Here is a 19,895-nt window from a genome sequence, read left to right as displayed (position 1 = left end):
AAATTAAGTTAGTCCCAGCATTCCATCAGCAATAAATCGCCGTCTTTGTGGGTTATGGAAACGATGCCGTCTTCAGTAACGTGGTTGCTGCTTCCGGTTCGGTAACCAATGGTTAAATCTTCATTAGTTAACGAATAAAAAAGGTTTTTAGTATGGATGCCGGTAACTTTTCCGATAGGGATTAGGGAAAGGATGGTATTGGCTGTGTACCATTTCTCAAAAGTTGGAGGAAGCAGATACACTTTGGAATGGTCGTCAAGGATGACGATTTTCAATTTGTTGCGATAGGCAACGATGTTGGTAAGATTGGTAATGGTATGGTCGGCACGCCTTCCGGTAGCCCAAATGACATTGGCTGCTTTGTGCCCTTTTTCGATAAGATAATCAAAGGCTTTTTCCAAATCGGTTTTATCCTGATTTGGCGTATGAATAATTTCGATAGGATATTGTTTTTCCTTGTAATGACCGGCATCAAAACCGCGGTCGAAATCGCCCAGTAAAACATCAACTTTTATTCCGAGTTCGAGAACCCGTTCTATGGCAGAATCCAAAACTATGACCAGAGGTGACCATTCGAGAAGCTGTCCTAATAATTCGGAGCTGCAGGCTTCACCATTGGCAATAATCAAGGCTGGTTCCTGGTCGTCGCGAACGATGTGGTGTGATGACATTGGATATACGATTTACGATTGGTAAATATAAATAAACCGTCTCGTAAACCGTACATCGCCAATCACAAAATTATTGTATTAGATAATTTCTAAAATCCGTTTCAGATACATTGAAATAACCTAAAGCATAATTATTTTGATTTGTCTGATTGATAATATTTCCGCGGACAGTTGCCGGTGGAGTAGAGAATGGACCGCCACCACCTTCGGCAATAAGGATCAGCTTATTCATATATTCATAATAGCGTTTGGAAACACCGTAAATGGTAATGTCTAAGTTGTCACCGCTTTTTACATCTTCATGCGAAAAATAAGCGAAGAACTCGTTACCTTGGAAAAACTCATCTTCATCCACTCCGAAGTACGGAATAGACAGGCTGCTTGCTTTGTATTTGTACAGGTAATAATTGTTTACCAGAGCAGGATCGTTGTAATAGGTTTTGATTTCGATTTCATCACCACTAAATCCGCCTTCATTGTTTTGCTCGATATGCGTAATCGGAGCCACACTTTTTAAGGTTTCTGTTGCCGTGTAGGTTTCGCCGTTTAGCGAAACTGTCATTACATAAGTTTCATCAATTTCGGGAATGAAGTTATGACACAGGTAAATTCCTGAATTGGGTACTTCCTCAGTAAAATTGAAAGCTACGTTATCACTATTGGTTACAAATACCACAGCTCCTGAAACTGTTGGGATATTCGGGTCGTAAAAACCTGTAGTGGTCGTTAATTTTATTTTCTGTTCGTTTCCGGCAGTTCCTTTCTGCCATTGGATCGAACCATTGATTACCAATCGTGGTGCTGCAGTATCTAAATCGACGTGGACCACTTCTTCACAGCTGGTTAATGTTAATAAAACAATTGCAATAATTGAGAATATGTATAGGAATGATTTACTCATGGCTATTTTGTTTGAATTATATTGTATACTAGATTTCATGATATTAAAATTTAAAATTATAACTAACACCCGGCACTATACCGAATATGGATAAACGGGTAGCTTCATTAACACCTGTGGTTTCATTCTGCCCGAACGAAATCGATGCGGCATTCTGACGTCCGTAGACGTTGTAAAGACTGAAAACCCATTCGCTTTGATATCCTTTTTTCTTATTTGGTTTCGGAGTAAACGTAGCCGATAAATCCAAGTGATGGTAAGCTGGTAAACGGTCAGCGTTACGCGAGCCATAGCTAGGCACATTGATTCCTTCATATTCGTAATATCCGTTTGGATACGTTACCGGTTGCCCTGACTGCAATACAAAGTTGGCACCAAATGTCCATTTCTTGTTGAAAGCATATGAACTCGTAACCGACAGGTTGTGCAGTTTGTCATGTCCTGAACTATACCATTCCCCGTTGTTGATTCCGGTTTCTGCGGCTGTCCTTCCTGGAGTTCTTTGCTCCGATTTAGAAAGCGTATAAGAAACCCATCCTGTTAATTTTCCTGTATTTTTTCTCAGTAAAACTTCCAATCCGTAAGACCTCATTTGGCCATTCAATACGACTTGCTCCAAAGCTTCATTGGCAATCAAATCGGCACCATCGATGTAATCAAGACGGTTTTTGATTTTTTTGTAAAAGGTTTCCACTTCCAAAGAGTATTCATCGTCCTTAAAATTCTTGAAATAACCCAAAGCAACCTGGTCTGCAATCTGTGGTTGAATATAATTGTCACTTGGTGTCCAAACATCCAAAGGCGTTGGCGAAGCTGTATTGGAAACCAATTGCAGGTATTGCGTTGTGCGGTTATAGCTTGCTTTGATTGATTGGTCTTCATTCAACTGATACGATGCAGCAAAGCGTGGTTCCAGATTGGCAAACTTCTTAATAACGTCTTCCTCACCGTAATGCCTTGTTCCGATTGGCGTTCCTTTTTCATATATCTGTAATTCTTCATTAAAGACTACAGCCTGATTGTTGTCGTAAAGGTTAACGTTTCCGCTTCCTAAACGGTAGAACTTGCTGAAACGCAATCCATAAGAAAGGGTAAGGTTTTTGGTAACTTTTTGTTCCGCATCAATGTAGAAAGCCGATTCATAAGCATGCTTTTTCTCCAGCTGTTTGTAATTGATACCTGAATTTTCATTCGAAGGCTCGATAACTCCGGGATTAAAGTCATAGTAAATTCCGTTTACACCATAATTCAGCTTTATCTTATCAGATACATAATGTCTTAAATCGTATTTGATGTTGTAATTCCTGATACCCGATTTCCATTCAAAACCTAACAGATTTAAATCTAAACCATAATAATAGTCAGAATAAATAGTTGAAAGGTTAGAGAACAATTTGTCTGAGAACAAGTGGTTCCAACGCAGGTTTAAGGTTGCGTTTCCGTAAGTGTTGATAAAACTTTTATTCAGGCTGAACACATCCCTTCCAAAATATCCCGAAAGGAATAAATTGTTGTTTGGATTCAGTTTGTAGCTAACCTTGGTATTCAAATCATAAAAGTAAGCCGAGTTTGGTTCGTCAGCAAGTTTCATGAATAAATGCGCGTAAGAACCTCTACCAGCCAAAAGGAAAGAACCTTTGCCTTTTGCAATTGGGCCTTCGGCAAGCAAACGGCTCGAGATTAATCCGATACCACCGTTCATGCTGAATTTGTTGCTGTTTCCGTCTTTCTGGTAAATATCCAGAACCGAAGAAACCCTTCCGCCATAACGTGCCGGAATTCCACCTTTGTACAGTTTTAAGTCTTTAATCGCATCCGGATTGAACACTGAGAAGAATCCGAAAACGTGCGATGAATTAAAGATTGTGGCTTCATCCAGCAGGATTAAATTCTGGTCAGCACCACCGCCACGAACGTTGAAACCCGATTGTCCTTCTCCGGCATTGGTAACGCCTGGTAAAGTCAGGATTGCTTTCAAAACATCGACTTCACCTAAAACCACTGGGATTTTTTTGATGGTTGCTGTCGAAAGCCTGTTAACGCTCATTTCAGGTTTACGGATGTTGGTTGCTGTTTTTTCGGTATTGATGACAACTTCCTCCAGTGCCTGTCCGGTTTCGTTTAACGAAATGTTTTTCTTGGTGTCTTTCGTTAATTCGATGGTTTCCGTCATGGTTTCATACCCCATATAACTAATTTGGATGGTGTACGTTCCTTTTGGGATTGTAAGAGAATAAAAGCCATATTCATTGGTAACGATTCCCGCCTTTATTTCCGGGATGAATAGGTTAACACCAATAAGGGTTTCATTGGTTTTCAGGTCAGAAATTGTACCACTAAGGGTTACTTTTTGCTTTTCGGGTTCACCGAAACTGTCTCCTCCTTGCGCGAAGGAAAGGGTCGTTGCTAACAAGAGCAACAACAGAATGATTTTGTTTTGCATTTTGATTGTGATTGTGATTTTTGTGTGATTGTGATTTTTGTGTGATTGTGATTTTTTCCGCTACGCTCCAAACAATTCGGCTTCGCCTCGGGTGATGATTTTTATTTTATTCTTCTACTGTCGTAACACTAACATTAGTGAGTAGTTTTGGATTGGAAAGCTTTACAGTGTATTGCTCATCCTGGTCCATGGTAAAGGCGATTTTATTTTCACCTTCCTTACAGTATCCTTTCGAGAATACGATGTTTTTGTCTGCATCCAAGATCAATACATCGAAAGCATCTTCTTTTTTAAGCTTGAATTTCAGGTTTACATCCACATCTTCGTGGGCTACAATTTTGAATTCGTTGTTTTCCTTTTTTGAAAACTCGGTTTCAAGATTTTGAATTTCGATAGCATTTTTTACTTGTGCTAAAGACTTAGTTACTGATAGAACTAAGAGTACTGTGATTAAAAGTAATTTTTGCATTTTGTGATTGATTTAATGATTAATAATTTTTCCGCTTCGCTCCAACAATTCGGCTACGCCTCGGGCGATTTTTTTTGATTTTGTTTTTGATTAAAAATTTAAATTAGTTGCTCTTCTTTTCTGAAAATTCCTTACCAGGATTTTTGATGCAGATAAGATTGTTTTTGATTTTGTCATCGCCGCAACTAGAAGTACTGTGATTAAGAGTAGCTTTTTCATTGAATTGATTTTTGATTTTAATGATTAATGATTTGTTTTTAATTAATATCGATATTGATGAGGCAAATGTAATGTCACATTTTACCCAGGCCCAAGCAATTAAAAGGCTTTGTTGTCGAAGTGTAGCAAATTGACTGCTGAAATGCGATGTCAAAAAGCTGTTTCCGGCTGAACTGTAGTAGATGTTGGGGCGAATTGTCGACTAATAATTGATTCATTTGATTTAATTTGATTAATGATTTTTTTTGCGATTGACGATTGGAACATTTTAGTGTTACCAACCGAATGTTAGAATTGGTTAAAATTCTGATGCAAATGTCAGGACGAAACAAGGGTGTATTGTTCAGATTTATAAATCCGAACGCCTTTGTTTATAAATCAGAACCTATTAGGCTGCTTTTTTAAATTCACTAGGGGTTTGCCCTGTGTATTTTTTGAAGGTAGTATTGAATACGGTTTTGGAGTTGAACCCAACCTCAAAGCCTATTCCCAGAAGGCTGAGGTGATTCATCTGAGGGTTTAGGATTTGCTTTTTGGCTTCTTCAATGCGGTAACGGTTGATGAACTGATAAAAGTTCTCATCAAAGCCATTATTTATGATATAGGATAAAATATGTGTCGAAACATCCATCAAAGATGCCAATTTTACCAAACTTAATTCGCTATCCAGGAACGGTTTTTCGGCTTCCATCAATTCGATTAACTCTTCTTTTGATTCGGCTAATTTTTCATCCGTAAGTAGCTTTTTCCTGTTCTCTTCGGCAATCTCTGTTTCGGTAATGATTTCGTTAATCTCTTCCGTCTGTTCTTCCTTAAACGGATAGATTTCCTTTTGCTTTACGGAATGGTAAGCAATAAAGAAGAAGCCCAAAAGATAAATCGAATACGTGATGAAATTTAAATAAACACCACCAAAAGAAGATTGGAAAAGGATATTGACAATCCAGAAAAAAGCCATTACTACGGCTCCGATAATCATGTATTCGAGCCATTTCAGGTCGACATTTTCAAGTGTTGACGAAAATAAACGAACATTTTTCTGGTGTTTGATGATTTTGCGGTACGAAAGATAGAAATATGGGAGCAATTGTGCTGTAAAGATAATTCCGAAAGAAACCTGGAACCACTTCGGAAAGAAGTCCTGGTCGCTCATTTCCGGTGGTTTGACCAATAAGGTAAAAATCAATAATGCAATCATAAAAAAACCAAACCCAAAAAGCAGGAAGTCTTTATTTCTCCATTTACGTGTGGGGTTGATATAATAGGTAACGCTGAGATAAAAAATGGGAGCGAGGATAAAATTAGGAAAATTCAGGATGAAGGTCAGAATTCCTTGTTCAGGCGCCAGCTTAGCATTCATCAAAGCATCGACAAAAAGCAGGCAGAATATGCATAATACAGATGTCCCAAACCATAGGTTCGCCTTTACGTTGACTTTCTGCGGATTGGAAATAAGCAAAAAGCCCAGCAATAATGAGGAACCCGATGATAAATAAATGACTATGTCGACTAGATGTTTCAAATCTCTTTTTTACTTCGTTCAATTCGAACTAAGGTCTCGAGTGTAAAGCTACATTTTTTTATTAGAATTTTAACAAAATCGACATTGTTAATCTATGGTTAATTTGGAACAATTTTTGCGCAAAATTTAAATACTTTTACAACCTAAATAAATGGCACATGAAAGCAGTTTATGCTTTTTTATTATTGATATTGGTTTCCTTTAAGGGATTTTCACAATTTGAAACACCTAAAAGGACCATTAATATTGCCCCGGTTTCCGATCCTAAAGGAAGCATTGCGCCATCAAGTTCCAAATCAATTACCTATCCGAGCATTTTTGACAAGAAAGACAAATTGCTTTCGGGCGTTTCATTACTTAAAAAGAAGGAAGAAGAACCCAAAAGTGTATTTGAAAAAGAGCAGTTTGCAAGCCCGGCACAGGAGAAAACCGAAAAAATGAATGAGCAGCTGAAGTCAGAAGGGCTGACCAGCGTAGTTGAAAACAAGGATTATTTTTATGGTGAATACAAAGTTTTTACTGAGAATATATTCATTGGCTGCAGGGATTATGGCGCCATTGACGGCGATATGATTACCATTTATTTAAATGGGGAAAAAGTCATTCCTCTTATTGGGCTGGAATCGGGTTTCAAAAGATATGAGTTTAATTTAAAGGTTGGGCTGAATATTATACAGATTGAAGCCTTGAACACCGGTCAGTTATTCCCAAATACAGGACAGTTTAATTTCTTTGACGGAAATGAAAAACTAATTACCAATCAATATTGGGGTTTGAATACAGGTTATAAGGGAATCTTCAAGGTTTATAGAATGACCGGAGTAGAGCTTAAATTAAAAGACCAAAACAAAAAAGACGACCAATAGGCCGTCTTTTTTTATTGTATTGAAATCAGTTTGTTATCCCAATTTTTTATCTAAATTCTCTTTAATTGCAGCAAGGAAACCTTCTGTAGTTAAATAATCAGCTTCTGTCAGACCTTCCGGTTTTACAAGCATGGCTAAATCTTTGGTCATTTTCCCTGATTCAACAGTATCAATGCAAACCTGCTCCAGTTTCAGACAAAAATCAATCAATGGCTGATTGTTGTCCAATTTACCTCGATGTTCCAAACCACGAGTCCATGCAAAGATCGAAGCGATTGGATTGGTAGAAGTTGCTTTTCCCTGTTGGTGCATTCTGTAATGACGTGTAACGGTTCCGTGTGCAGCTTCTGCTTCAACGGTTTTTCCGTCTGGTGTTACCAATACAGAAGTCATTAATCCCAAAGAACCAAATCCTTGTGCAACAGTGTCCGACTGAACGTCTCCGTCATAATTTTTACAAGCCCATACAAATCCGCCATTCCATTTCATTGCCGAAGCCACCATGTCATCGATTAATCGGTGTTCGTAAACCATTCCGTTTTTATCAAAATCAGCTTTGTAATGTTGCTGGTAAACTTCCTCAAAAATATCCTTGAACCTTCCGTCGTAAGCTTTTAGGATGGTGTTTTTGGTAGAAAGGTATAAAGGCCATTTTTTGGTCAATGCCATTTGGAAAGAAGAATGTGCAAAACCATAAATGCTTTCGTCAGTATTGTACATCGACATCGCCACACCGTCACCTTTAAAATCGAAGACTTTCCACTCAGTAGTTTCTCCGGCTTCATTAGTAAATGACATCGTTAAAGTTCCTTTTCCTTTGATAACCTTATCTGTTGCTTTGTACTGATCTCCAAAAGCATGACGACCGATTACGATTGGTTTTGTCCAACCCTGAACATAACGCGGAACGTTGCTCATAATGATGGGCTCACGGAAAACGGTTCCTCCAACAATGTTACGGATGGTTCCGTTTGGGGATTTCCACATTTCAGAAAGGTTGAATTCCTTTACTCTTTCTTCGTCAGGAGTAATGGTAGCACATTTGATACCTACATTGTATTTCTTGATTGCTTCTGCAGAGTCTATGGTAACCTGGTCTTTGGTAGCTTCTCTGTGCTCAATGCCAAGGTCGTAATATTTGATATCTAAATCTAAATAAGGAAGGATTAGTTGTTCTTTAATGAAACTCCAGATAATTCGTGTCATCTCATCGCCATCCAATTCTACGACCGGATTGGCCACTTTAATTTTTGCCATATGCTTTAGTTAGTTTAAATTTTGCGATAGCAAAGATAATTAATATGATAGAAATTTTGCCGATATGCACTACGAAATCGATTGAATTATCAAATTGTCATTTTACCTTTGAAAAAATATTGATTTGATAAAATTGAAGGTTTTAAATTGACGGAATAAAAAAAGTCCCGATTGTATCGGGACTTTTTTTATGATCAGAAAGATTCGGATTATCTTCTTCTTTCTTTGATTTTTGCTTTTTTACCGGTAAGTTCTCTAAAGTAGTAGATACGAGCTCTTCTAACTTTACCTCTTTGGTTAACTTCTACTTTTTGCAAAGCTGGCATGTTAACTGGGAAGATACGCTCTACACCAACTGCTCCAGACATTTTACGGATTGTAAAAGTTTCAGTCATTCCAGCACCTTTTCTTTGGATTACAACTCCTTTGAAAAACTGTGTTCTTGTTTTTTCACCCTCTTTAATTTCGTAGTAAACTGTGATGGTATCTCCAGCTCCGAATACAGGGAAATCTTTTCTTGTCGATAATTCGTTGTTAACGAAATCTACTAAATTTGCCATTTTTTCTAAATATTATGGTTTTAAATCTGAGCAACATTCACGGTTCTCGCCAGAGGTTGGTCAAAGTGGGGGCAAATTTATATAATTATTTTGAATTTTGAATTATAAATTTTGAATTATTTTAGAGAAAAATAAAACCCATAAACTATTTGTTATCAACGAATTATAGTTAAGGGGATATTAATTTAAAATTCAAAATTCAAAATTTAGAATAAAAAACTTATTCGTCAAGTAAATCAGGACGTCTCTTTTTAGTATGTTCATACGCCATATCCTCACGCCATTTGTCAATTTTTGCAAAATGGCCACTGGTCAAAACTTCGGGGACTTTCCAGCCTTTGTAATCTGCAGGCCTTGTATAAATTGGTCCCGATAATAGATTATCCTGAAAACTATCCGTCAAGGCTGAGGTTTCATCCGATAAAACTCCGGGAATCAAACGAATGATAGCATCACAAAAGACAATGGCACCAATTTCACCGCCACTCAAAACATAATCACCAATCGAAATTTCCTTGGTAATAAAATGATCGCGGACACGTTGGTCCACACCTTTATAATGCCCGCAAAGTATGATAATATTCTCATACATCGAAGCCGTGTTTGCCATTTTCTGGTTCAGCGTTTCACCATCAGGTGACATATAAATGACTTCATCGTAGTTGCGCTGGTTCTTTAAATGCGAAATGCAGGCGTCAATCGGCTGCACCATCATGACCATTCCGGCACCGCCACCAAAAGGATAATCGTCAACGCTTTTCTGTTTGTTGGTCGTGTAATCCCTCAAATTGTGAAAATGGACTTCCACCAATCCCTTTTCAATAGCGCGTTTCATAATCGACGCTTCAAAAGGGCTTCTCAGTAATTCCGGTAAAATGGTGATGATATCTATTCGCATGGCGCAAAGATAAAATAATTTTTAGGAGCTATTTCCAGCTTTCCACTATATCTTTTGTTTCGTTCATGGAACGAAACAAAAGGATGCCGTTTCAATCTGGGCTAAGGTTTATTTTTTTAAACCCCAAACTGCCTTAAATGATGATCCAAATGCATCGTGTGCAGCTGGCTCCATTCGTCATAAGTCATTTCGCCAAAGAAAGGATGTTTGGTAGTTTTAATGGCACCTTGGCCCAAATCAGAAAAATAGTTGATTCTTTCAATCAGTCCGTTTTTGGTATCCTCAAAATCATATTTTTCGGTCCTGATAAAAGCAGGAGCAGTTGGGCTGTTTTTTTTGAATTCCTTTGATTTAAGCATCTTACCTTTTATCATTTTACCCAAAAGCTGCATCAGGAAATTCGCTTTCATCGGAGTTTTTCCAAAAGCAAAATCCATCGGTGCCTGGCAGTGTGACAGCATTTGGTCTACCGTCATTTTTCCCCATTGTCCCTGGCTTTCCGGTGTAAGTTTGTTGATTCGTGAAATAATGATTTCGTTGTCTGCTTTGTTGTAAATTGAGCTCATAATATTATTTTGAATTTTGAATTTTGAATTTGTTGTTTTATTTCTCTTGATTGGGAATGTCAGTGTTCATTTAAAATTTATAATTCAAAATTTATAATAATTCCAGTTCCATCTGAATGTCGGCACGATCATAATCGGTTTCGTCCAACGGAACTTCCTTAAAATTATATTTTCGGTATAAATTCAAAGCGGTATCCAGTTTCGTGCTCGATACCAGCATGATTTTTTCTGCGTTCTTTTGTTTGGCAAAAGCAATGCAGGCATCCATCAATAGGTTGCTCAGCTTTTGTCCCTGGAATTTTTTATCCACTGCCAGTTTTGCGAGTTCATAAGTAACGTCATTCACTTTCTGCATGGCAACCGTTCCGGCAACTTCATTATCGACAAGGCAGAAGAAAATTTCACCGCCAGGATTGAGGATGATTTCCTCCAGTTTTTCAAAAGCATCAATGTCATGCGGTTCCACATAAAAAAATTCTTCAAGCCAGGCTTTGTTCAATGAAATGAAAAACGCTTTGTATTCGGGCTTGTAAGGGATTATTATTGCGGGCATTCACTTGTTTATTTGTCCAAACAAATTTAGCAAGTTTTACAATTTTCAATAGTAGATTTTTGACTTTTATTTTAGATTTTTTTAGCGTTATAATTCGTAATTTTGCGCCACATTTAAAAAACACAGATAATGGAAAACGGAATATACGCTAAATTCAATACCTCAAAAGGTTCGATTTTAGTAAAACTAACACACGATTTGACACCTGGAACTGTAGGTAATTTTGTTGGATTAGCCGAAGGTCAATTGGAAAATTCAGCAAAACCAATGGGAAAACCTTATTATGACGGATTAAAATTCCACAGGGTAATTCCAGATTTTATGATTCAGGGTGGCTGCCCACAAGGGATTGGATCAGGTGGTCCCGGTTACAACTTTGATGATGAATTCCATCCAAGTTTAAAACACGACAAACCCGGAGTTTTATCTATGGCAAATGCCGGTCCAGGAACCAATGGTTCGCAATTCTTCATCACGCATGTTCCAACAAACTGGTTGGACGGAAAGCATACTGTTTTTGGCCACGTTGTTGAAGGACAGGATGTTGTTGATGCTGTTGCTCAGGGAGATTTAATCGAAAGCTTGGAAATCGTGAGAGTAGGAGATGAAGCTCAAAAATGGAATGCCATTGAGGCGTTCAGGACTTTTGAAGGTTCTCGTTTGAAAAGAATTGAAGAAGCCAAAAAACAGGCTGAAGGAGCTATGGAAAAACTGGCTGCAGGTTTTGATCAGACGGAAAGCGGTTTACGTTATAAAATCATCCAAAAAGGAAACGGTAAAAAAGCAGAAGCGGGTAAAACGGTTTCGGTTCATTATACAGGACAATTGGAAAACGGAAAGACATTTGATTCTTCATATCCAAGAAAAAAACCAATTGAATTTCCATTAGGAAAAGGCCATGTTATCGAAGGTTGGGACGAAGGAATCCAATTGTTGCATGTTGGCGATAAAGCACGTTTTGTCATCCCATCTTATTTAGGTTACGGTTCAAGTGGTGCCGGAGGTGTAATTCCGCCAGATGCTACTTTGGTATTTGACGTTGAATTGATGGACGTTAAGTAAGAAGCAGGAATGTCAAGGCTAGCCCCGATTGCAGCAAACTACCATGTAGTGTGGAAAGCGGGAAGATTAGTCTAGCAATGAGCATAACGTGTGCTCCTAAAATATAGCACTAAATCTAAAGATTTGGTTAAAATTAAAATCCCAATAGTCCGCTGTTGGGATTTTTTATATATTTACCCTTCAACCAAACAAAAAAATCAACCATGAAATACAAAGTAACTGCCCTTGCCATTTTAGCCCTAATGATTTATTCGTGTGCTTCAAAATCAAATGCTCCTGCAGCTGCATCTACACCCGTTGCAACAAGCGGAACCAGAGAATCTACAGCAACGGTCATGACGCCCGAACTGGCTCAGGGAAAAGAGCTTTATGATAACAATTGTGCCAAATGCCACAGGCTTTATGGACCGAAGGAATATTCTGCAGAAGAATGGAAACCGATTGTTGACCGTATGCAGAAAAAAGCACATCTTGATGATATGCAGGGACAAAAAATCTACAATTATCTAACAATGAACTAATAGTAAATCCCGATTCGTCGGGATTTTTTATGCTACAACTATGGAACATATACTTTCGTGGCCCGATTTTGAAAAGGTGGAAATGCGGATTGGAACCATCCTTGAAGTCAGGGATTTTCCCGAAGCGCGAAAACCTGCTTACCAACTGACAATCGATTTTGGAACCGAAATCGGAATCCGGAAATCATCAGCCCAAATTACGAAGCGATACAATAAGGAGGATTTGATAGGAAAGCAGATTGTAGCCGTGGTCAATTTCCCCAAAAAACAAATCGGAACTTTCATGAGTGAATGTTTGGTTTTGGGTTCGGTAAATCAGGATGACATTGTTTTATTGTCTTCTGATCTTAAAGTGGAAAATGGCTTGAGGATTGGCTAAGCGCGATTTTTCCTTTTTTGCGCCATGTACATATTGAATGCAGACAAAAGGATGAATAGCACCGGAACTATAAAATAGTATTTTCGTTGTTCAAATGAATTTTCTGCCTGAGATGTCTGGTAATTTTCATAAATGATCCATAACCAAAAGGCAATGCAAACAGAATTGATAATAAGGCTGTGTTTATTTAAATAAGCTATAATTTTTTGCATGTAAATTTTAATTTAAAAGCCCAAAACATTGTTTTGGGCTTTTTTATTGTTGATTAAATATCGTCAAAATCAATATCGGTGAAACTCTTTTCAGAAGCTGGCTTTACGCTTGCATCTTCGAGCGCGGTTTCCTGTTGGAATTCCCTTTTGAAATCTTTTTGGTGTCTTTCTGAGATTACTTCTTCGCCTTTGTTATTCAAAACATAAGCAGTCATTTCCTCTAAAATTTCGGTGAACGCTGCGAAGTCCTCTTTGTACAAATAAATTTTGTGTTTTTTAAAGTGAAAGGAACCATCTTCTTCAGTGAATTTTTTACTTTCTGTAATGGTTATGTAGTAATCATCAGCTTTTGTAGCTCTTACATCGAAGAAATAGGTTCTTCTTCCTGCTCTTAAAACTTTAGAAAAAATCTCATCTTTTTCTAACATATCGTTTTCTCTCATTTTCTTTCAGTCAATTAGTAGTGTTTCTATACAGTTCAAAAATGGTAAATTTTTTGTTACCAAACAACATTTTAATTTAATTCTTTTTCTGAAAGTTGCTTTGCATACAACTCGGCGTAATAGCCTGTCTGGTTTACTAATTGATTATGAGAACCTTCTTGGATGATTTGTCCTTCATCTAGGATGATGATTTTGTCGGCATTTTTGGCAGAAGAAACCCTGTGGCTTACAATAATCGTGGTCTTGTCTTTTGATATTTCCAACAGATTATTCAGAATCTGTTCTTCGGTTTCGGTATCAACAGCAGAAAGGCAGTCGTCAAACAATAATATTTTAGGTTCTTTGATGATGGCGCGCGCAATCGAAACCCGTTGCTTTTGCCCACCTGAAAGTGTAATGCCGCGCTCGCCTAAAACCGTATCATATTGTTTGTTGAAATTCATGATGTTGTCATGTACAACAGCTTTTCGCGCCGCATTGATGACTTCTTCTTCAGAAGCATTTTCCTTCCCGAATTTAATGTTATTGCGGATTGTGTCCGAGAAAAGGAACGCATCCTGAGGCACAATCCCAATGCTGTTGCGCAGGTCATACAAATTGACTTCGTCTATTTTTGTTCCGTCAATGGTAATCATACCTTCCTTAATATCATACAACCGGGTAATCAAGGATAAAATACTCGATTTACCGGAACCTGTTTTGCCAAGGATTGCCAGTGTTTCTCCCTTTTTTACCTTGAATGAAATATTTTCTAAGGCCGTGATATTGGTGTCGTCATACGTGAAAGTCACATTTTTGAATTCGATTTCGCCTTCAATGGCAATAGTTCCAATCGTTTTATTTTTGATTTCAGGTTCTATTTTCAGGAATTCGTTGATGCGTTTCTGTGAAGCTTCTGCTTCCTGAACCAACGAAGAAACCCAGCCAATAGTTGCCACAGGGAAAGTAAGCATGTTGACATACATGATAAATTCGGCTATGGTGCCAATATCCTTGATTGTTCCGTCAATGACCATAATGCCGCCAAAATAAATTACAATCAGGTTGCTCACGCCAATCAGCCCAATCATCAACGGGCCAAAAAGCGATTGTATCCGCGCCAGGCTCATGCTTTTGGCTTTGCTTTCTTTTGCAATCCCATCATAATTATCCTGATACTGTTTTTCCAGGCCATAGGCTTTTACCACACGGATTCCGGAGAAAATTTCCTGAGTAAAAGTAAATACCTTTGATAGATATTGCTGAAAAATGGTACTGCGCTTATTGATTTCCTGGCTTAATTTGAAAATGATGTAGGCAACAATTGGTAAAGGCAATATGGTGTATAAGGTCAGACGAGGCGAAACATTATACATATATATAATGACAACCGTAAAACGGATGCAGGTATTAATGGTATACATTACGGCCGGCCCAACATACTGGCGGACTTTGCCAACGTCTTCGCTGATGCGGTTCATCAAATCTCCGGTACGATTGCGTTTGTAAAAATTTTGATCCAGCACTTCGTAATGCCTGAAGACTTCATTTTTCAAATCAAACTCCACATGACGCGACATCACGATAAGCGTTTGACGCATCAAAAAAGTTAAAATGCCTGCAATCAATGCCGTAGCCAAAATCCAAAAAAGATTGTGGATTAAGGCAGTTTTTACAACATCATAAGTTATCTCTTTTTTTAGGTAATGGTCAATGTCAGTAAACGATTTGCTTACCAGTTTGGCAACATAAACGAAAAAAATCTGGGCTACGATTGTGATGATAATTCCTAATAAAAAATGGAATTTATATTTTACAAAGTATTTGTTTAAATATTGAAGTTCTTTCATTGAAATTCGGCAGAAATGGGTTTTAAAAACAGATTAGTGTTAAAACGTTAAAAATAATCAAATTATTATATTCTTGGTATAAATTGATTTTATTAACAAATTGTCGATTATTCCCGATTTAAGTGAGTTTTGTTGAATAAAGTTTTAATTTTGTAGGGCTTTTTTAAAAAGCATTAATAATTAACTTTTACAAAATGACATCAGAAATCACAACGCCAGCAGAGCTTAAAAAAATGGATCCCGTTTTTGGTCAGTTATCTTTTGATAATCACGAACAAATTGTTTTTTGTAATGACAAAGATACAGGATTAAAAGCAATTATTGGAATTCATAACACAGTTATGGGACCAGCACTTGGCGGAACACGAATGTGGAATTATGCTAATGAATGGGAAGCATTGAATGATGTTTTGCGTCTTTCCCGCGGAATGACTTATAAATCGGCCATTACCGGATTAAATCTTGGTGGAGGAAAAGCAGTCATCATTGGTGATGCTAAAACGGATAAAACTCCGGAATTGATTACACGTTTCGGTCAGTTTGTAAATTCCTTAAGCGGAAAATATATTACTGCTGAAGATGTAGGGACAACGACTGAAGATATGGACAGGATCCACGAAGTAACCAAACACGTTACCGGTATTTCTGTTGAAAAAGGTGGTTCAGGAAATCCTTCTCCTGTAACTGCTTATGGTGTTTATATGGGAATGAAGGCTGCTGCCAAATATCAGTTTGGTTCAGACAGCTTAGCAGGAAAAAGAGTATTGGTACAAGGAAACGGACACGTTGGAGAAACTTTGATTAGTCATTTGACTAATGAAGGCGCTGTCGTTATCGTTTCAGATATCCACCAGGACAAAATGGAAAACATGGTGGCAAAATATGGTGCACAGATTTTTACTGGCCCAGATTTATATGCTGCTGATGTTGACATTTATTCTCCTTGTGCTTTAGGAGCAACCATCAACGATGAGACTGTATATAAAATAAACGCTAAGGTAATTGCCGGAGCTGCAAACAACCAATTGGCTGTTGAAGCGGTTCACGGGAAAATCTTAAGGGACAGAGGCATTGCTTATGCACCGGATTTCCTGATTAACGCTGGTGGAATCATCAATGTTTACGGAGAATTGGTAAAATACAGCGATGGTGAAGCAATCAGAAGAACAGAGAATATCTATAACACGACTCTTGAAATCTTCAAGTTTGCTGACGAGAAAAACATGACCACGCAACAGGCTGCAATGCAAATCGCAGAAAACCGTATTGCTGAAAGAAAAAAAGAAAACGCTAAATAAAAAGTCGTTTAAAAATATTTCCTATTTTTGCAGGGCGAAAGAATTTCTTTCGCCTTGTTAATTTTTAAAAGTTCTTACAGGTGTTAAACAGAAGACATATTCGGGTGAAAGTGATGCAATCTATTTATGCATTACACCAAAAAAGCTCTGACGATATTGAGAAAGAAGAAAAGTTTTTGCTTCATAGTATCGATAGTATTCAGGATTTGTATTTAATCATGCTGTCTTCATTGATTGAAATCAGAAAGAAGGAAGTGGTCTTTCTTGAGACTTCGAGCAAAAAACATTTAGCAACACCGGAAGAAAAAAATCCCAACAGAAAATTTGTCGATAATGCCGTACTCCAGCAATTGGAGGAAAGCAACTCGTTGAGCATTGCCCTTGAAAAAAGGAAAATCAACAATTGGACTCTCGATGATACCTATATCTTGATTTTATTGAATGAAATCAAACAAAGTGCTTTGTATCAAAAGTATATGGTTAACAGGAAAAACACCTATCAGGAAGACAAGGATTTTGTTGCCGATGTGTTTACCGAAATCATTGCGCCAAACGAAAAATTGTATGATTACCTTGAGGACAATAAACTAACGTGGATTGATGACATTCCGTTGGTCAATACCCAAATTGTAAAGCAACTGAAACAGCTTAATGAAAAAGACGAATTTAGGGTAACCAAATTATACAAAGACCAGGAAGACCAGGAATTTGTAGGTAACTTGTTTAGGAAAACGGTTCTTAACGAAGTGGATTTGGCCAAAGAATACATCGACAAAACCCCAAACTGGGATGCAGAAAGAATAGCCGAACTCGATACGATTATTTTGAAAATGGCTATCTGTGAGTTCCTGAAATTCCCGTCAATTCCGCTTAAGGTTACCATCAATGAATACCTGGAAATTGCCAAGGAATATTCAACACCAAAAAGCAGCATCTTTATCAACGGAATCCTGGATAACCTTATCAAGGAATTCCAAAACGAAAATAAAATCCAAAAAACCGGAAGAGGTTTAATGTAATATGAATGCAATCAGAAAAGTAAGTCTAGTATTTTTTGCAGTATTGTTTTTGGCATCTTGTGAGCACAAGGATGCAGAAATGACTTTTAGCGAATCGGAATACGATTTCGGAACCATCAACCAAGGCGACAAAGTGGTTCATGATTTTAAGTTTACCAATACCGGTAAGGCAGATCTGCTTATTTCCAAAGCAAAAGGTTCTTGTGGCTGCACTGTGCCCGAATATCCGAAGGAAGCAATCAAATCGGGCGAAAGCGGAACGATAAAAGTATCGTTTAATTCGACAGGCAAACACGGAGAAACCCAAAAAACCGTTACACTTTTCTGCAATACGAAAGACAGTATCGAAATATTAAAAATTAAAGCAACTATAGAAGTGCCTGAAAAGGCAAAATAAATTAATCATTATGGGACAAATAAGTCAGTTTTTACCGTTTATACTAATGTTTGTGGTGATCTATTTCTTTATGATCCGACCACAACAAAAGAAAATCAAACAGGAAAAAGAATTCGAAGCCGGACTTAAGGTTGGCGATAAAATCATTACTAAAAGTGGTTTCCACGGAAAGATAGCCGAGTTGACGGAAACTTCAGTAGTAATCGAAACCATGTCGGGAAAACTTAAGATTGAGCGCTCTGCCATTTCATTGGAACTAACAGCAGCCTTGAACAAAAAAGCTTAGGCTTTCAAAACAAAAACACGAATCCCAAATTCCTCAGGAGTTTGGGATTTTTTTATTCCAATTGATACAGCACATCGCGTATTTCCTTAAAATGCGTCCATGGAATAAAATGATTCGCATCCTTAATCGAAATTACCTTTAGCGTTTTGGCATTTACCAGTTCGCGTCGCAGGAAACCCACATTGCTGTAGGGAACCAGTTGGTCTTTGGTGCCGTGAATGATAATCACTTTTGAAGTAATGTTTTCCAATTTTGGTTCCAGCTCATATAATGAACTTTTCAGCCACCAGCATTCGTCATTTGAAGGGCGGAGCGCACCGGGAATAAAATAACGCAGTGGTTTTGCCATAATGATGGGACGCCAGTTTTCGGGTGTTTCGGCTTTCGGGTCAACCGAACCAGCCAAAATAATCAAACCTGCATAATCCGCAGGCTGTTCAGCCGCCATCTGTACTATCGTTGGGCCACCCAAAGAATGCCCAATAAGGTAAATTGGTTTTCCATTGGAAGTTTGTTTTACGAATTTTTCAATGATGAACGTGTTGGTTTTAAGGTTTTCGGCTTTGCCAAAATTACTATAGCCAAAACCAATCCGGTCAATGGCAATCATTCGGTATTTGGAAAGCAGCAGGCTGTCTTTCAGATAGTCTTTATAGGCATCCCAGCTTCCGGGCGAACCGTGGACAAAAAATAGGGTAGAAGCGTCTTTTTTCCCGGTTTCGATGTAATGGATGGTATAGCCATTGATGTCAATGGACGAATCGACATAGGCCGTTTTGGAAGTTTTGAAAAAGGTCTTGGTTTCCTTTGGTGTCATCCGCATCCGCATGCAGGACTGGCAAAAAATAAGGTAACACAATATCAATGAAAAGAAAATGGTCTTCATTTTGTTGTTGCGTACAATAAGAAAACCATTCTTCATTAGTTATTTTCTGTATTTATCATTCAATCCGATGTGGTCCATAATCATAGGCCTGATTTTTTCCAATCGGGTAACTTTTGTTTTTTCCTGTTTGGCTGTCGCCATAAATTCCCAAAACTCCTTTTGCTTGCCTGGAGTAAATTTTTCCAAGGCTGCCTTTAATGTTTTGTCTTTTTGAAGCGCATCTTCAAAAAAATCACATTTCATGGCTTCTTTCTTTTCGGGTTTAATTGAAAGCCCGGCTTTTTCATTGGCAATCGCTTCGTTTATGTAATGCAGGATCAACTTTTCGTTGAGCTCCTTAGCCGAAGTAAAACGCCATTGGCGCAAACCTTTGGTCACACCTTCGTTGGCATTTACCAATACTTTCGCATCATCTTTTAGGAAGACACCATTCCAGAACCAAATGACAAAATAGTTCTTGAAGCCACCAATGCCCAACACATTTTTGTTGTTCACCGTATACACTTCGCCGCCCCATTTATGCGTTTCAACCAATTCGGTTTTCTGTATGATTTCGCGCAACAGCACCAACTCATTCTCCCATTGATTGACTTTGTCCCAGGTTTTCTTTTCTTCCATATGCTGAATCAATACGTCAG

Annotated in this window: 23 protein-coding genes; 8 read left to right on the top strand and 15 right to left on the bottom strand. The window is 38.0% G+C overall.

The window, feature by feature from the left end:
* Positions 1-8: 8 nt before the first annotated feature.
* The 6 genes from L1S31_RS11655 to L1S31_RS11635 all read right to left on the bottom strand — a co-directional run bounded on the left by L1S31_RS11655 (position 9) and on the right by L1S31_RS11635 (position 6,225).
* Positions 9-671 carry a thiamine diphosphokinase gene (locus L1S31_RS11655; protein ID WP_236464916.1) on the bottom strand — a complete coding sequence of 221 codons (663 nt, stop codon included), beginning with the start codon at positions 669-671 and terminating at the stop codon, positions 9-11.
* Positions 672-741: 70 nt separating this feature from the next.
* Entirely contained in the window at positions 742-1,611 is an 870-nt protein-coding gene (locus tag L1S31_RS11650; RefSeq protein WP_236464915.1) for a DUF4249 family protein, read from the bottom strand.
* A gap of 4 nt (positions 1,612-1,615) precedes the next feature.
* The gene (locus L1S31_RS11645; protein WP_236464914.1) at positions 1,616-4,015 is read right to left on the bottom strand and encodes a TonB-dependent receptor; all 2,400 of its coding nucleotides are present in this window, start codon (positions 4,013-4,015) and stop codon (positions 1,616-1,618) included.
* 106 nt (positions 4,016-4,121) lie between these two features.
* Positions 4,122-4,484, bottom strand: coding sequence for a hypothetical protein (locus L1S31_RS11640; protein WP_236464913.1), 363 nt, complete (start codon positions 4,482-4,484; stop codon positions 4,122-4,124).
* A 90-nt stretch (positions 4,485-4,574) separates the two neighbouring features.
* Positions 4,575-4,703 carry a hypothetical protein gene (locus L1S31_RS14915; protein ID WP_255702268.1) on the bottom strand — a complete coding sequence of 43 codons (129 nt, stop codon included), beginning with the start codon at positions 4,701-4,703 and terminating at the stop codon, positions 4,575-4,577.
* A gap of 388 nt (positions 4,704-5,091) precedes the next feature.
* On the bottom strand, positions 5,092-6,225 hold the full coding sequence (locus tag L1S31_RS11635) for a helix-turn-helix domain-containing protein (protein WP_236464912.1): 1,134 nt from the start codon (positions 6,223-6,225) through the stop codon (positions 5,092-5,094).
* A gap of 158 nt (positions 6,226-6,383) precedes the next feature.
* Here L1S31_RS11635 and L1S31_RS11630 point away from each other — a divergent pair, with 158 nt between their 5' ends.
* Positions 6,384-7,091, top strand: coding sequence for a hypothetical protein (locus tag L1S31_RS11630; RefSeq protein ID WP_236464911.1), 708 nt, complete (start codon positions 6,384-6,386; stop codon positions 7,089-7,091).
* Positions 7,092-7,124: 33 nt separating this feature from the next.
* On the opposite strand, the gene L1S31_RS11625 is transcribed toward L1S31_RS11630, so the two are convergent.
* The 5 genes from L1S31_RS11625 to L1S31_RS11605 all read right to left on the bottom strand — a co-directional run bounded on the left by L1S31_RS11625 (position 7,125) and on the right by L1S31_RS11605 (position 10,925).
* The gene (locus L1S31_RS11625) at positions 7,125-8,348 is read right to left on the bottom strand and encodes an NADP-dependent isocitrate dehydrogenase (RefSeq protein ID WP_236464910.1); all 1,224 of its coding nucleotides are present in this window, start codon (positions 8,346-8,348) and stop codon (positions 7,125-7,127) included.
* A gap of 209 nt (positions 8,349-8,557) precedes the next feature.
* Entirely contained in the window at positions 8,558-8,908 is a 351-nt protein-coding gene (gene rplS, locus L1S31_RS11620) for a 50S ribosomal protein L19 (protein WP_236464909.1), read from the bottom strand.
* A gap of 220 nt (positions 8,909-9,128) precedes the next feature.
* A complete protein-coding gene (trmD, locus tag L1S31_RS11615) occupies positions 9,129-9,806 on the bottom strand; it encodes a tRNA (guanosine(37)-N1)-methyltransferase TrmD (RefSeq protein WP_236464908.1) in 678 nt (225 codons plus the stop codon).
* Between the two features lie 116 nt (positions 9,807-9,922).
* Positions 9,923-10,372 (bottom strand): DUF1569 domain-containing protein, encoded by a 450-nt coding sequence (locus L1S31_RS11610; protein WP_236464907.1) that lies wholly within the window; start codon positions 10,370-10,372, stop codon positions 9,923-9,925.
* A gap of 91 nt (positions 10,373-10,463) precedes the next feature.
* A complete protein-coding gene (locus L1S31_RS11605; RefSeq protein WP_236464906.1) occupies positions 10,464-10,925 on the bottom strand; it encodes a GNAT family N-acetyltransferase in 462 nt (153 codons plus the stop codon).
* A 129-nt stretch (positions 10,926-11,054) separates the two neighbouring features.
* Between L1S31_RS11605 and L1S31_RS11600 the strand changes: the two genes are divergently transcribed.
* The 3 genes from L1S31_RS11600 (at position 11,055) to L1S31_RS11590 (ending at position 12,887) form a co-directional block, all read left to right on the top strand.
* Entirely contained in the window at positions 11,055-11,987 is a 933-nt protein-coding gene (locus L1S31_RS11600) for a peptidylprolyl isomerase (RefSeq protein ID WP_236464905.1), read from the top strand.
* Between the two features lie 203 nt (positions 11,988-12,190).
* Complete coding sequence (locus L1S31_RS11595; RefSeq protein WP_236464904.1) at positions 12,191-12,508, top strand: c-type cytochrome; 318 nt, start codon at positions 12,191-12,193, stop codon at positions 12,506-12,508.
* A 40-nt stretch (positions 12,509-12,548) separates the two neighbouring features.
* Positions 12,549-12,887: a tRNA-binding protein gene (locus L1S31_RS11590; protein ID WP_236464903.1), complete on the top strand. Its 339-nt coding sequence runs from the start codon at positions 12,549-12,551 to the stop codon at positions 12,885-12,887.
* 265 nt (positions 12,888-13,152) lie between these two features.
* Here L1S31_RS11590 and L1S31_RS11585 read toward each other — a convergent pair whose 3' ends face one another.
* Together L1S31_RS11585 and L1S31_RS11580 are read right to left on the bottom strand one after the other, a co-directional pair.
* On the bottom strand, positions 13,153-13,542 hold the full coding sequence (locus L1S31_RS11585; protein ID WP_236464902.1) for a PUR family DNA/RNA-binding protein: 390 nt from the start codon (positions 13,540-13,542) through the stop codon (positions 13,153-13,155).
* Positions 13,543-13,613: 71 nt separating this feature from the next.
* Positions 13,614-15,371 (bottom strand): ABC transporter ATP-binding protein, encoded by a 1,758-nt coding sequence (locus L1S31_RS11580; protein ID WP_236464901.1) that lies wholly within the window; start codon positions 15,369-15,371, stop codon positions 13,614-13,616.
* Positions 15,372-15,565: 194 nt separating this feature from the next.
* Between L1S31_RS11580 and L1S31_RS11575 the strand changes: the two genes are divergently transcribed.
* The 4 genes from L1S31_RS11575 to yajC all read left to right on the top strand — a co-directional run bounded on the left by L1S31_RS11575 (position 15,566) and on the right by yajC (position 18,371).
* On the top strand, positions 15,566-16,669 hold the full coding sequence (locus tag L1S31_RS11575; protein ID WP_236464900.1) for a Glu/Leu/Phe/Val family dehydrogenase: 1,104 nt from the start codon (positions 15,566-15,568) through the stop codon (positions 16,667-16,669).
* A gap of 113 nt (positions 16,670-16,782) precedes the next feature.
* The gene (gene nusB / locus L1S31_RS11570; protein WP_236465004.1) at positions 16,783-17,688 is read left to right on the top strand and encodes a transcription antitermination factor NusB; all 906 of its coding nucleotides are present in this window, start codon (positions 16,783-16,785) and stop codon (positions 17,686-17,688) included.
* A gap of 1 nt (position 17,689) precedes the next feature.
* On the top strand, positions 17,690-18,085 hold the full coding sequence (locus tag L1S31_RS11565; RefSeq protein WP_236464899.1) for a DUF1573 domain-containing protein: 396 nt from the start codon (positions 17,690-17,692) through the stop codon (positions 18,083-18,085).
* Between the two features lie 10 nt (positions 18,086-18,095).
* Positions 18,096-18,371, top strand: a complete 276-nt coding sequence (gene yajC, locus L1S31_RS11560) for a preprotein translocase subunit YajC (protein WP_236464898.1) — start codon at positions 18,096-18,098, stop codon at positions 18,369-18,371.
* Between the two features lie 52 nt (positions 18,372-18,423).
* On the opposite strand, the gene L1S31_RS11555 is transcribed toward yajC, so the two are convergent.
* Positions 18,424-19,257: an alpha/beta fold hydrolase gene (locus L1S31_RS11555; RefSeq protein ID WP_236464897.1), complete on the bottom strand. Its 834-nt coding sequence runs from the start codon at positions 19,255-19,257 to the stop codon at positions 18,424-18,426.
* A gap of 39 nt (positions 19,258-19,296) precedes the next feature.
* On the bottom strand, positions 19,297-19,875 hold the full coding sequence (locus L1S31_RS11550; protein WP_236464896.1) for a YdeI/OmpD-associated family protein: 579 nt from the start codon (positions 19,873-19,875) through the stop codon (positions 19,297-19,299).
* Positions 19,876-19,895: the final 20 nt, after the last annotated feature.

Source organism: Flavobacterium wongokense (assembly GCF_021608265.1).
Classification (GTDB): Bacteria; Bacteroidota; Bacteroidia; order Flavobacteriales; family Flavobacteriaceae; genus Flavobacterium; species Flavobacterium wongokense.
This window is presented reverse-complemented; position numbering and strand designations above follow the sequence as displayed.